We start from the raw sequence: 13,291 nt of genomic DNA on the forward strand, positions 1-13,291 counted from the left end.
GGTTCTTCGTGACTCCAAATCGAGCGAGAAGACTGGTGTTTTTCCAGTCTGAAGCGTCCCCACAGCAGGCGGAATCCCTGGCAGCCGTAGTGCGTACAATTTAGATGAATTTAGCGGTGCGAATACTTATCAAGTACAGATATGCTTTCTTTCAACCGGTTGTTTATCTAGATAGAAAATATCCCCCAAGACATCGATCAGTCTTGGGGGATATTTTGGCGATTTTTTTAACACCTAGTTGGGTTATTGTGGCTTATTCCACGCCGTTCTTAATCTCATTAATCCGGTTAAACAGGATACCATCCCGCAAGCCGGCGTTAGAGAAGGTGATTTGTTGGGAATCGAGAAGTCGCATCAACAGTGTGACGGGGATGAGCCCGCCGATGATGATGTCAGCCCGGTCCTTGGACAATCCAGGGACCTTTTTGCGTCCCGCCAGATCAAGGCCCAGCAGTTGGACTAAGGTGGCGTAGACGTCTTCGGCAGAGAGCTTGTAGCCGTGAACATCCTCAAAGTTCAGGAAGTTCTTCTTCCGCCGATTAATCTTGGCTAGTGTCCGGTTGGCACCACCTAGGCCAATGATAGGCAGGTTGGTCGCTTCTCGGAGCCACCAGACGTCGTTGAAGACGCTGTTGACGAAGGTCATTGCGGCGAAGAGGGAGTCGGCCTTGACCACATCACTTTCCAGGTAGCTCTGTGACAGGGTCACGGAACCCAGGGGAATTGAGACGACTTGTTTCATCTGCTGGTTCTGCACCAGAATTAACTCGGATGAGGCGCCACCGGTATCGACCAAAAGGCCATTCACGATGGGCAGGGTGTTGACCACACCCAGGTAGTCATACCGCGCCTCAGTCGCACCCGAGATGACATTAAAGGTTAGCCCAAGCTTGTCCTTAACCAACTTCAGAAATTGCTTCTGATTGCTGGCCTGACGAACGGCGGCCGTTGCTACCGCTTGGATATCAGGATTGTCGAGCTGACTGTAAATCTTTTTAAACTCACCCAGTGCGGTGAGGGTACGGGCAATTGATTCGGGCTGGAGAACTTGTTCTTCACCCATGTTTTCTGAAAGACGTACGTAGCGTTTAACTTGCTCGATGGTCTTATGGTTACCAGCACCGTCAATTTCGCTGATAGTCATACGCACTGAGTTTGAACCTAAGTCGATAACGACTAAGTTTTCCATTACTGAGGACTCCGATCAATGGGGGATTTTGGTTGATTCTTGGGACTAAGCATCGGTTTGAATTGGCGCGGCGCATTGGCGGCGTCGAGGGGGTTATCCTCGCCGCGTTGCCGTTTATTGGTCGCCTCTTGCATGAAGGTCGACTGCGCGTCCAATGGATCGAGACCGCGCCGATCCACGCGGGTGAAGGTCCGATCTGGGAGAAGGACCCGTGTCTTGACGTTATCATGCCAGAGCGTGGCAAAAATGTCAAAGACCCGTTGCCGGAGGTTGGCCTGTAGGATTGGGAAGAGCAATTCCACCCGGCGGTTCAGGTTCCGTGTCATCAGGTCGGCACTGGACAGGTAGATCAGGGGATCGCCATTATTGGCGAAGCCGTAGATCCGGCTGTGTTCCAGAAAACGGCCGACAATCGAATGAACTTCGATATTTTCGCTGATATCGGGGATGCCCACGTTGAGGCAGCAGATCCCCCGAACGAGTAGCTTGATGTGAACACCGGCGTGAGAGGCTTCATACAGCTTGGCAATCATGTCGGAATCGGAGAGGGAGTTCATCTTCATCTCGATCCAGGCGGGGTGACCCGCCTTGGCGTTGGTGATTTCCTGGTCAATCTTGCTGACGATGAATTCACGAATGCCATCGGGGGACATGTGCAACTGGTGGAAGTAAGGCGGTTCGGAATAACCGGATAACATGTTAAAGATGTTGGAGGCGTCGATTCCCATATCGGTGTTGGTGGTCATCAAGCCCAGGTCGGTGTAGAAATGAGCGGTCACATCGTTGTAGTTCCCGGTTCCCATGTGCATGTACCGCCGAATACCGTCGGGTTCCCGCCGGACAATCAAGGTCAGCTTACAGTGCGTCTTTAGCCCAATCAGACCGTAGATCACGTGACAGCCCATTTTTTCCAGTTGTTGGGCCCAGTGAACGTTGTTTTCCTCGTCAAACCGCGCCTTAACTTCGACCAGCACCGTGACTTGCTTCCCGTTCTGTGCCGCCGATCCCAGGTACTTGATGATGGGGGAGTTGGCGGAGACCCGGTACAACGTCATCTTAATGGCCAATACCTCATCGTCATAAGCGGCTTGCCGGATGAGCTCCGTAACCGCCGAGAAGGAATCGAAGGGGTGGTGAACCAGGACATCACTGTGCCGAATGGTTTTGAAGATATCGTCTTCGGCAGTGACACCAGGTGTTTGTGCCGCCGTGAAAGCTGGATAAAGTTGGTCATTGTGGTTGCTGATTTGCTTGACCCATTTGCTCAGGAAGGTCAGATCAATTGGACCACCGATGTTGTAGACGGCATAGTCCGCAATCTTGATGGACGTTGCCAGACGCTTTTCCAGGGAATCAGAAATGCCGGCCTCGACTTCCATCCGTACGGCGCCCCCATGTTCCCGGCGCTTCAGCTGTTGTTCCACTTCCTTCAACAGGTCGGAGGTGTCCTCTTCAGCCACGTCGAGGTCCATGTCCCGGATAACCCGGTAATTGGCGGCTTCCTTGACTTCGTAGCCGATGAACAGGTTGCCGATAAAGGCCTTGATAATGTCTTCCAACATAATGAAGTCATTTTCAGCGCCCGGTAACCGTACCGTTCGAGGGAAGATGTCGGGTACCTGAACCGTCGCGAAACGCTTGTCCTTCTTGTTACCGTCCTTGAATAGGCGCAGGGCGATATTCAGGGTGTTGTTGCCGATAAACGGAAATGGCCGCGAGCTGTCGACCGCCATGGGTGTCAGTGCGGGTGAAATTTCATCATTAAAGTATTTCTGAATGAAGCGGAACTGCTGTGAGGAGAGTTCCTTCACGATCTTGAGGTGAATGTTGAGGTTGGCCAGTAAAGGTAAGAGCATCCGGTTGAGCGTTGAATACTGCTTCACCACTTGGTCATGCGCCTTGGCGTTAACCCCGAGCAGTTGATCTTCTGCCGTCATGCCGGAAGCATCGGGCTTGGGATAGTTCACGGCTGCCAATTTGGAAAGTGAGGCGACCCGCACCATGAAGAATTCATCAACGTTACTCTGCGTGATGCCGAGGAACCGAACCCGTTCTAACAAAGGATTGGCCTTGTCACGAGCTTCTTCCAAAACGCGGTCGTTGAAATCCAACCAGCTGAGTTCTCGGTTGGTGTAATACTGCGTGTCTCGATAATTCACTGTCATTTGTGTAACCTCCTTTGTTTAAACACCGGTTGCAGGCCGAAGACGTCGGTGAAAAATTGTGCTTTGTAGTTGAATGCCCAACGAATCAAGGAAAGGTCGTCGTCGCTAAAGGCGGTAATGACCACCTTATTGGTTCGCACGGAGACGGAGATCCGCTGAATGGTTTGCTGATGAGCATCGTCTAAGGCATCGGCCAGGCGCAGGATGGCTGCCAGTTTGGCCACGGTCAAGCGCTTTTCAGTCGTCAACTGTCGAAAATGAGTGATGTCTTCGGCTGGTGTGCGCGTGCTGTGATAGCGGGAGACGGCCGCGATGATCTGAGTCTCTTCCGCGGACAGTCCCAGCATCTCGGATTGTTTGAGCACGTAATCTGAGTGGAGGTAGTGCTCATGTGTATCGATGAACCCACCAATATCGTGAACGATAGCGGCAATCTGTAAGAGCAGCCGGTCTCGTGAGGTGAGATGGTGCAAGGTCTTGAGTTGATCAAAGAGGTGCAGCGCAAAGTGGCGAACCAGTTCCATGTGATGGGGTTCAACCCGGTAGCGTTGAGCCAGATCGTTGGCGGAGGCCAGAATCTGGTTCTCGAAGTGATACGTATGATTGCTGACCGCGATCTCTTCGTTGGTGGTTAAGCCGTCGAGCACGTTCAGGTTGACCAGGTGGAGTTTGTCCGCGTGAACCACGGTCAAGAGTTTTTGAATCAGCAGGACTTCGGGCAAGACTAATTCGACGTTTTCTTCCGTCAAATGAAGACGTTCCATCAGGTATTGGTCGGAAGCGCCAATCACCTCGCGACTGAACTCATTGAATTGTTTGAGCGGCAGGGTATAGCTGATGTCGTCTTCCGGGATAAAGTAGTTATTCAAAGGTGCCGCACCAATCAAGATGACTTGGTTATTAGCGGTCTGTAGTTGCTCAGGTAAGAAACGGTAGAAGTCATCAACCTTACTATTAATGTAGTCATCGAGGACATCAACGGGGTTGGGTGCCGTGGCACGCAGGCTTTGCAAGACCTCTTTGATTCGTACGGGACCTAACTTCATGTTGTGGGAGGAAACGAGGTTGTCGTGAGCGAAAAAGGACAACGTGGCACTCCCAGAGTTAAGCCCGATAATGGCGGCATGTTTTTTAACCAGGTGATGGTAACCGTCGAATTTCAAGGCGATGGCTTCGTTACGCACGAAGGACTCCTCCCCCAAGGAGAGCCAATTAATGCTTAGACCAGTTCGAACAAAAATCTGGTCCCGAATGAACTCGGCGTTAGGTGCCGTGGACAGTGCCTGCGACCCCCAGAGCTTGTAGTTGGTCACGCCGTAGTCCTTGATAATTTGCAAGAAGCCACGGAGGGCCTCAGCCGCCTCGGCGACCGTTTCAAAATCAATTTCTTCATGGTTGTAAATATTTTCCCCAATGGCGACGTTTGACTTCACCCGCTCGGTCTGAGCACCGGTTTTCAGGTTCACGATTGACAGTTCCATACTGGAAACATTAATGAGCATTGCGCCAAAATAATTATCAGCCATAAACTTCATCTACTTTCTATTAAAATTGTTTGCCGTTAGTGGTTGGCTAGTTGACGGCGGTGGATGCGGACGAGGTGAAACCGCCGCATTAAAAATGAATCGTGACCAGTGGCTGATGATTAGCTGTCGCCAAGCGACTTAGTTGGTTTCTCATCATTCCGTAAAGACCTGATTATCCATAATCACTTTGTCCAAGTGTTTTTCGGTTCGCTGGTTTTCCGGTGGTAGGGCCATGTAGTCACCGTACATACCCGTTAAAATGCTAGCATACATCTTGGGGACCTGAACCGTCAGATGCTCGAATGGCATTGGCGTTAGGTCGGATACTTCCGCAACGGTAAAGACTTCGCGATTATAACCGTATTGAGAGGCTAAGTTTTTGACTTGCAGGAGTGTATGATCATTCTGGTACGTGGTCATCAGTGCCTGGCGCTCGGCCTTTAAGACCTTGACGTCGGCCAGTTGCTCGGTGGACAAGGGACTCTGCAGTTTTCGCAGGGGATTATCGACCAAGTGGTATCGCAGTTGAAAGAGAATCCGCGTGTTGAGCAGTTGGAAACGGGTCATCTGTTCGCGCTGAAGGCTGGTATCCAAGGGAATCCGATCCAGCGGGAAGATGTCAATGAAAATTCCCTTGCGTGCCGCGTTCACGTTGTTCTTCTCCTCAATGTAAGTGTTGCGGTCTAGGAGTTTGGCATAGCTGAGACCATAATTTTCGTCGCTAGCCGGTGTCTGCAGGAAGTAGTGGGTATCCGCTAAGTATGCGGGTGCTGCGGCCAACAGACGATCGTAGTCGGCGCGAAGCAGGCCAACATCGACGTCGTCATCCCAGGGAATGAAGCCCTGGTGACGAATGGTTCCCAATAGTGAGCCGCCCATCATGAAGTAGGGCAGGTCAAGGTCGTTACACAAAGTGATGAATTGTGCCAGGTTGCCCAATTCTACTTGGTGAATCCGGTCAATTAATCGCGTCATAAAAGGTTCCTTTCTGAATACAAAATAAAGTCGAAGTTTCAATTGTTCTTAATGGCTATGGCGGGTCGCCTTGCCGGTTGGCAGAGATGGCCTGTATCAGCGTGGGCCCAACGTCGCTACAAGCTAACTAATGCTCGTTCAGATTGTAGTGGCTGGTGTGGACAAGCTGACCGTTGGTGTCCTTGAAGCTCACCGTGACGGGGTCCAGATTCTTGGGTTCAAATGTGGCCAAACCGGTCACTGACTTACCCGCTTTAACCGGCATAACGGTGTGATTTAACAGGTTGTTGTCTTTAGTCTGGTTCGTCGTGAAGGCCAGGTTGCCCGTGCCTAACGTTTTGCCGTCTTGCTTGGCACTCACCGAACTTTCCCACAGATCGGCAGGCACGATCGCCTTACTTTGCTGGTTAGATACGGTATAATAGATAACGAATAAATTGCGGTTCGCCGTAGCGCTGGCCGTCACTTCAGTACCGGTCAATTTGTAAGTCACCTGATTGATGGTGAATTGTGAATTGGCAAATGTCGCGGTTTTAGCCTGTGACTGACTGTGACTCGATTGGCGACGGCGTGAACGATTGGTGTTGCTGATTTTTTTAGCCGTTTGGCTAGTGTGCTGACTGCTACTCGACTGGGCTGCCTTTTGGTTTGAAGCACCACAGCCGCTCAGCAAGAGTAACAAGCTTAAAGCGGTTCCAATTTTTATTGATTGATTCATAGTTTTCCCCCCAAATGCTACTCCTTTATTTTAGCATAGGTTGGTCCAGACCACCTGCTAATTTGGATGAAAAAAACTGGTATTTGCTGGGCGTAAATGCTAAGATAAAAATCGTATTTTGAGAAATGTAGGTGGGTAATCATGGCTGAGCAGGAGCAGTCTCTATTGGACGCGTTTATTGACGTCTACATGAGTTCACTCAAGTATTTGGATGAATTTGTTTCGGAACCAGCAAAGGAGTTTCATCTTTCTTTCGAGCAATACTTGATTCTAAGGGAGATTACGCGGAACCATGACGTGACGTTGATGGATATTGCCAGTAAACGTCAGGTGACACGGAGCGCCATTTCACGACAGATCAAGGTGTTGTTGAAGCAGGGATACTTGCGCCAACAGTCGGATGAAAATGATCGTCGCCGGTTGTACTTAATCGCAACCGATGCTGGTAAGCGAGCCGAGCGTGTGATTCGTCAGCGCATCAATCAGCGGTTTCAAGGTTGGGTTGATGTCTATGGGAATGAACGGGCACACGATATTCTGGAATTCATTCAGGACTTTAGTCAGGTTACCCGCATGAAAAAGTAGTTAACGGCTACTGAGAGCCCCCACATATTAGGCGTGAGGGGTAAAAGGAGATTGAAGTCAATGAGCAAAAAGCGCATGAGTGACGAAGAGGCCAAGCGCTGGCGCAAGATTGTCTTCATGGATGATGACCACGCTGACAAGCGGTCGCCACGGTCCACGCGATCTTACGTTTATGGTGAAAGCACCGAGCGCAAGACGTGGTGGCACCGGCTAAAGGGACGGTTGACCCGTCGCTAATTTAAAATGGACCACACGACCCTCACGATATGTCAGGGAGTGTGGCCCATTTTTTGGTTTAGCTCTCGACTGGTGTTGCGGGAGAAAATTCAGAAACTAATTGGACGGTGACGTTGTCGCTACTTCCCAGCAACTTTGCGACGGGACAGCGCCGTTCGGCCAAGTCAACCATGGCCACAGCAGTGTCGTGGTCCACGCCCGGAATCTTGACTTCGGCGGTCAGATAGAATTGAAAGCCCCGGGTGTCGCGTGCCAACTCAACAATCGTGTGGACTTGCGCGGAATGAGGGAGATCACGTCGTTCCTCAATCGCTTCTAAGGTGGCATTGAGACAGGTGCTGAGGGCGAGCCCGATAAATTGTTCCGGGTTAGCGCCAGGCGCATCGTTGAGGGGATGACTGGTTAAAACATCGAGGCCACCGGGAATGTAAGAGTGACTTTCCAGGCCAGCATCGTTTGCGGCGACGGTTCGGTACAGTGGTGGAAATTTTTCGCGGTCAATTGCCACGGATGGCACCTTCTTTCGTGAATTTAATCACCTTAAGATTACGCTGTTTTCAGGTAAAAAACAATCGAAATGCAGCAAAATGGAAAGGCTTTCTAAATGAGGTAAACCACTGACCGTTAATATATTAAAATATTACGTTAAGACAAGACCTGATAGGCAAACAACCGCTTGCACATATAACTATACCAATTTATGAAAAAGCATCTCACATTTAACGGGTTTCGGCCATCACTATTCGCAGAAACCCGCAATTAGCAAGGCGAATTATCAAAATTGGTCTATGTAAAAGTTTTGTAATAATTTGCAATTAACACTAGACCGCTTGTCCAGAAATGCTATAATGGGGTCAACAGGTAGTAGAACACTGGCGCAATGTTTGGGGGAAGCCATATGTTAACAGAAGAACTGTTGGATGAACGCAAGAAGTTTCAGATGATGACGTGGCGCGCGCAGAAGCATGGGGCCCAAGTGATTGAACGGGACGTCATGCAACAATTTACGGCGACAATTGCGCAACAAGAGGCGATTGTTGCGGCTGCAAATCGGCGGGAAGCCTCGCCAGTTGGTTAGTCTACCGGGGATATTAAATCCCAGTTGGGGTAAACGTTATGGGTTAAAAGATGTCCTATGGTAAGCTGTGCCCAATAGAAGGGGGCAACATCATGAAGCATCCAGCAATGTATTACGTCTACTATGCATGTGGGTGGCTATTCGTGGGTACGATGGCCGTGGTGGTTTATCACATGCTGCTACTTTGGTTGATTGCCAGTCATGTCTAATGGAACCGAAAAAGACCGATCTGCTATGCGGAAGATCGGTCTTTTATGTTGTCAAAATAAATTTAGACACAAAAAAGCTAGTTACGAATGGACGCAACCAGCAGAATAGAAGTATGTGTACGGCTTCAACGGTGTTAATAATGGCTAAATGTCTAATTAACTCCTCCAACGATTGAAGATCCGTGGCAGGCTCTCACCTGAATATGTAAACTCATTATAACCTGCCGACTAACTTCTGTAAACCATATTTTAAAGATTCGTTTAAACTATTAAAGTTAGTAAAACGAGTAACGTCACGAGGGCTGGCATTCCCTGAATCCAAAAGATTTCTTTTTTGGCGGTGAAACTACCATAGATGGCAACAATGACAATGAAAATGAGTAAAACGGCAGTTGCAATCAAACTGGCATGGCCGGATAAGACCCATTGTAAAGCGATCAGACTGAGTCCCAACATGCCATTGTAGATGCCTTGGTTACCTAGGGCGGTCTGGGCTTCCGGACGCTGCACGAAGCTAGGCGACATGCCAAAGGCCTTTGATTGCGTGGCGGGACTGCCCCACATTTCCAAGCCCATGATACCTAAATGTTCAATAGCGACAATGTAAATTAGAGTAACAAGTAGAATGTGCATTAGTAATTCCTTCTTTCTGTTAGCGTAAGGTGGTAAAATTAATAGTGTCCAGGGGTCACCGGTTAAACATGAATTTGTTGAGACTTTAAGCTAATTTTTAGTTTGGCGTGTAGAATAATAATTAAGTAATATGTGCCAGGGGAGCTCAGACGTTTTGGGGAGACATGAATCGCTTCACATCAACCTTTATGGCAAATTTGAATGGAGGAATTATTTATGAGACTCCTAGACTTAAGTGGACAACAATTCGGCAGACTGACGGTTATCCGGCGGGATGGTACGGCAAAGAACGGGAACGCAACGTGGCTGTGTAAGTGTAGCTGTGGCAATTTAGTCACGGTTGACAGTTATCGGTTACGTCATGGGATTACCGTGAGTTGCGGGTGCTACCGGCGTGACATCAGTAAGGCTCGGCTCACCAAGGATCCCCGGACGCGCAAGCAGATTGGCAATGCCACAAACTTGCCATTAGTGAATGGGTCTAACGTTGCCGCACTGACCAAGATTAGCTCCCGTAATATTTCGGGGGTCATTGGGGTCAGTTTTGATAAGCGCTCAGGTAAGTGGGCAGCACGTTTATTTTACCATGGCCGTTACGTTTTGAACCAAACTTTTAGTGATTTTAACGATGCCGTCGCCGCAAGACGTCAGGCAGAACAACAGTTAAACCAACAAGAGAGTTTTAAGATTGAAGAATCCGCTGAAGGCTAATCAGCGCGTTTTACCAGTCAGCATAGAAGCCAAGCAGTCGGTCCGTTGTGGAGCGGCTTTTTTGGTGCTTCCGGGTGAGAATCATTGACGTTTTGCGGTTAGATTGGGTATGCTGGAACTAGTTGAGAATGTGAGAGGAAGGGTAACATGGAATATCGTGAAGAAGCGGATACCTTGGGGACGGTGCAGGTGCCAGCAACGGCCTTGTGGGGGGCACAGACGGAGCGTAGCCGCCATAATTTTACAACGGGACCGCTCATGCCACTCCCGATGATTCGGGCCTTGCTACAGATTAAGCGGGCCGCCGCGACGGCCAACCGTGATTTGGGCGAGATTCGCGAGGAAAAGGCCCAGCTGATTATCCGGGCCACCACGGACCTACTGGCTTTACCGGATGCCCAATTGCGGCCGGACTTCCCGCTTCACGTCTATCAGACGGGCTCGGGGACGCAGACCAATATGAACGTCAACGAGGTCATTGCCCACCAGACGGCGTCCTACGATCCCACGAGTGGCGTGTTACCTAATGACGACGTGAATCACGGGCAGAGTTCCAATGACGTGTTTCCCACGGCCATGGCAATCACGGCGAGAGTGGCGGTTCGCCAATTGGAGGGGGCCGTGCAACACCTCATGGATGAGTTGGCCGTGAAGCAGGCGGCCTACCAGAATGTGGTGAAGATTGGTCGGACTCACCTGCAGGACGCGACGCCACTGACGTTTGGTCAGGAGGTCAGCGGTTGGGTCAGCATGTTGGAACACGACTGGGATTATCTAAAATCCCTAGATGATTCATTGCTGGAATTGCCGATTGGTGGGACCGCCGTGGGCACGGGACTCAATGCCGCCCCGGGATTTGCAACGATGGTGGCTGAACAACTGAGTAAGGCCTACGATCAACCCTTTACGGCTAAGACCAATAAGTTCTTTGGTTTGGCCGCGCATTCTGGCCTGAACGTGGTCCACGGTGGTTTGAAGACGTTGGCGAGTGATCTCTTGAAGATTGCCAATGATGTGCGTTTTCTTGCCAGTGGTCCGCGAGCGGGATACAATGAGCTCAATATTCCCGCCAACGAGCCGGGTTCGTCAATCATGCCGGGGAAGGTCAATCCCACGCAGGCCGAGGCACTGACCATGGCGGCGACGCGCGTGATGGGAAATGACGTGACCCTAACGATTGCCGCCTCCCAGGGGAATTTTGAAATGAATGTCTATAAACCCGTCATTATTGAAACTTTCTTGGAATCGACAGACCTTTTGACGGGAACGGTGATGGGCTTCGCAGATAAAATGATTCATGGGTTAACCGTGAATGCCGATCATATGGCCGAGCTCGTCGATCAGTCGCTGATGACCGTGACCGCACTGTCACCTTATATTGGCTACCATGCGAGTGCCGAGATTGCGCAGTTAGCCGAGCGGGAAGGCCTGACGCTTCGCGATGCTGCCGTCCAATCGGGAAAGGTTTCGGCGGAACAGTTTGATCAGTGGGTTAAGCCGCTGGCGATGACGAATAGTAAACGACCGATGAACTAACTGATGAAAATATAATGAAAAGTTTGGCCGTAGCTCTTGAGAAAAATGTCTAGAGCTACGGCCTTTCATATGAGTTATGCGAATGAGAAGAAGGAAAATGGTTTATTGTGTATAATGCAGCTAAACGATGGATTGAAAAAGTTTGTTACCTTTTGATGTCGCCATACGTTGGTTAAGTGTAGGGGGGAGGAAAGTATGCGGCTAAACCAGTACGAGAACCAATTGGCGCAATTAACCGTTGATCTACGGCATTATTTGGTTCACAGGGGTGTACAACCGGAGACCGCTGAAGATATTTGCCAAGATGTTTTTATTAAACTACTGGAGATGGAGCTGGTGTTACCGATGAGTGAGCTACGACCCTATATTTATCGTGTTGCGTGGACGACCTATCTCGATCATTATCGCCGAACACGTCGATATCACGAATTGGTTGCAGCTTATTTACGGCCAGTCGAAGAAGGCTCGGAGACAGAACCTGAGTTGCCATTAGCTGACCAGTTAGAGGGCGTTTCGCCACAAGAGCTTCAGTTGTTGCTTTTACGTTACGATCAGGACTTACCACTTCGGGAAATAGCGGTCAGATTGGGGATTAAAACTACTGCAGCTAAAATGCGTTTACATCGGATTCATCGGAAACTAGAAAAGAAGATGCGGAGGCACAAAAATGAATGAGAGTAAAAAATTTCGACAATTAGCTTTAAGGATGAAGCTGCGTCGGTGGATAGTTACGGTGCTGATCGCCGTGATCGTAGTCCTGGTAGCTATTCCGGTGACCTACAAGTTGACGCAGATGCGAGCAGCTAAGGTATCAACTGAAATTATGCGAGATATGGAAATGAATGATCAGTTGATTTCGCCGAACATCGAAGTCAGCGATCAATACTTAGGAAATACTTCAGTGCTGGGGGGACAAGTGATTAGTCACAGGTATAAGGAAATTGAGGGGTATCGCGTGCCATGGTCTGCGGTCACTCGCGATTATTCGTGGTTGACTGGGGGGAGTCGTTCACTTAGTAATGCCACGGATCAGAATGAAGCAAGTTTATACGATCGTGAGACTGAACAAAAAATTCCAATGTTTTTTAATCAACGGGCTACGAGACCTAACTTAAAAGCAACTCATGATCTCACCAAGATTGCGCAGGCAAAAAATGCCGTGGTTGAGATTGCCCTGACTTTTGACCGGCCGTTAACGTATCAACAGGTGCAAGCAAAATTACCAGCTGGTTTGCATTCACAATGGTACTGGATTGGTGTAAGTGGCACAGCCGATCCAACAGCGATGGACAATAACTTGTTAGGACTTAGTGTTAAGGACAAAATAAAGCATCACCGTCTGCCAGAACGACTGACTCAAGATGACTACCGTAGCTTTTATCAGGGACTGAAGTATGCAGCCAGCCATACCTCAAATATTGTTTTCGATGACTTTAGTCTGTATAAGTATGCGGGGCAGTATGCCAGACGTTATTCTACCGCCAATCGAGCCAAATTCGCCGGTGTCATCGTCACGGGGAACAGCGAGGATTTCCGGTCCCTGAGCAAGGCCAACTGGATCTACGCGAGTTCGGCCGGGTTCTTTAAGCAGCGCACGGCGATAAAATGACAGAACGATGAGAAAACTCTTGACATTTTTCTCATCAAAGATTAATGTTAAGGGCAATCGCGTAACGTGAATCAAGTCACGAGTTCCCGCCAAGTGAGTTGCGCGTAAATTTAAGGAGCG

14 protein-coding genes are annotated in these 13,291 nt (G+C 49.5%); 7 read left to right on the top strand and 7 right to left on the bottom strand.

What is annotated here, in order from left to right; all coding sequences use genetic code 11:
• Positions 1 to 253 precede the first annotated feature (253 nt).
• The 5 genes from FD28_RS04895 to FD28_RS04915 form a co-directional block, all read right to left on the bottom strand.
• Positions 254 to 1,189 (bottom strand): Ppx/GppA family phosphatase, encoded by a 936-nt coding sequence (locus FD28_RS04895; protein ID WP_057733174.1) that lies wholly within the window; start codon positions 1,187 to 1,189, stop codon positions 254 to 256.
• Positions 1,189 to 3,348, bottom strand: a complete 2,160-nt coding sequence (locus FD28_RS04900; RefSeq protein WP_420806195.1) for an RNA degradosome polyphosphate kinase — start codon at positions 3,346 to 3,348, stop codon at positions 1,189 to 1,191. The genes FD28_RS04895 and FD28_RS04900 overlap by 1 nt, the downstream gene beginning before the upstream one ends.
• Positions 3,349 to 3,350: 2 nt before the next feature.
• Complete coding sequence (locus FD28_RS04905) at positions 3,351 to 4,880, bottom strand: Ppx/GppA phosphatase family protein (protein ID WP_057733178.1); 1,530 nt, start codon at positions 4,878 to 4,880, stop codon at positions 3,351 to 3,353.
• Between the two features lie 153 nt (positions 4,881 to 5,033).
• Complete coding sequence (locus FD28_RS04910) at positions 5,034 to 5,855, bottom strand: LicD family protein (RefSeq protein WP_057733181.1); 822 nt, start codon at positions 5,853 to 5,855, stop codon at positions 5,034 to 5,036.
• A gap of 127 nt (positions 5,856 to 5,982) precedes the next feature.
• On the bottom strand, positions 5,983 to 6,573 hold the full coding sequence (locus FD28_RS04915) for a DUF5067 domain-containing protein (RefSeq protein WP_057733183.1): 591 nt from the start codon (positions 6,571 to 6,573) through the stop codon (positions 5,983 to 5,985).
• A gap of 141 nt (positions 6,574 to 6,714) precedes the next feature.
• Between FD28_RS04915 and FD28_RS04920 the strand changes: the two genes are divergently transcribed.
• Positions 6,715 to 7,158, top strand: a complete 444-nt coding sequence (locus FD28_RS04920) for a MarR family winged helix-turn-helix transcriptional regulator (protein ID WP_057733185.1) — start codon at positions 6,715 to 6,717, stop codon at positions 7,156 to 7,158.
• Positions 7,159 to 7,218: 60 nt separating this feature from the next.
• Entirely contained in the window at positions 7,219 to 7,395 is a 177-nt protein-coding gene (locus FD28_RS13340; protein WP_169788490.1) for a hypothetical protein, read from the top strand.
• Positions 7,396 to 7,453: 58 nt separating this feature from the next.
• Here FD28_RS13340 and FD28_RS04925 read toward each other — a convergent pair whose 3' ends face one another.
• Complete coding sequence (locus FD28_RS04925; RefSeq protein WP_057733187.1) at positions 7,454 to 7,903, bottom strand: OsmC family protein; 450 nt, start codon at positions 7,901 to 7,903, stop codon at positions 7,454 to 7,456.
• A gap of 390 nt (positions 7,904 to 8,293) precedes the next feature.
• Here FD28_RS04925 and FD28_RS04930 point away from each other — a divergent pair, with 390 nt between their 5' ends.
• Entirely contained in the window at positions 8,294 to 8,473 is a 180-nt protein-coding gene (locus tag FD28_RS04930; RefSeq protein ID WP_057733189.1) for a hypothetical protein, read from the top strand.
• A 470-nt stretch (positions 8,474 to 8,943) separates the two neighbouring features.
• On the opposite strand, the gene FD28_RS04935 is transcribed toward FD28_RS04930, so the two are convergent.
• Positions 8,944 to 9,315 (bottom strand): DUF1304 domain-containing protein, encoded by a 372-nt coding sequence (locus FD28_RS04935; RefSeq protein ID WP_057733191.1) that lies wholly within the window; start codon positions 9,313 to 9,315, stop codon positions 8,944 to 8,946.
• A gap of 216 nt (positions 9,316 to 9,531) precedes the next feature.
• Here FD28_RS04935 and FD28_RS04940 point away from each other — a divergent pair, with 216 nt between their 5' ends.
• From FD28_RS04940 to FD28_RS04955, 4 genes are all read left to right on the top strand, one after another.
• Positions 9,532 to 10,026, top strand: coding sequence for an alcohol dehydrogenase (locus tag FD28_RS04940; RefSeq protein WP_057733193.1), 495 nt, complete (start codon positions 9,532 to 9,534; stop codon positions 10,024 to 10,026).
• Positions 10,027 to 10,173: 147 nt separating this feature from the next.
• Entirely contained in the window at positions 10,174 to 11,562 is a 1,389-nt protein-coding gene (locus FD28_RS04945) for a class II fumarate hydratase (RefSeq protein WP_057733195.1), read from the top strand.
• Between the two features lie 195 nt (positions 11,563 to 11,757).
• Positions 11,758 to 12,237, top strand: a complete 480-nt coding sequence (locus FD28_RS04950; protein ID WP_057733198.1) for an RNA polymerase sigma factor — start codon at positions 11,758 to 11,760, stop codon at positions 12,235 to 12,237.
• Positions 12,230 to 13,171: an anti sigma factor C-terminal domain-containing protein gene (locus FD28_RS04955; RefSeq protein WP_057733200.1), complete on the top strand. Its 942-nt coding sequence runs from the start codon at positions 12,230 to 12,232 to the stop codon at positions 13,169 to 13,171. The genes FD28_RS04950 and FD28_RS04955 overlap by 8 nt, the downstream gene beginning before the upstream one ends.
• Positions 13,172 to 13,291: the final 120 nt, after the last annotated feature.

This window comes from Levilactobacillus hammesii DSM 16381, from assembly GCF_001434395.1.
GTDB classification, from domain to species: domain Bacteria; phylum Bacillota; class Bacilli; order Lactobacillales; family Lactobacillaceae; genus Levilactobacillus; species Levilactobacillus hammesii.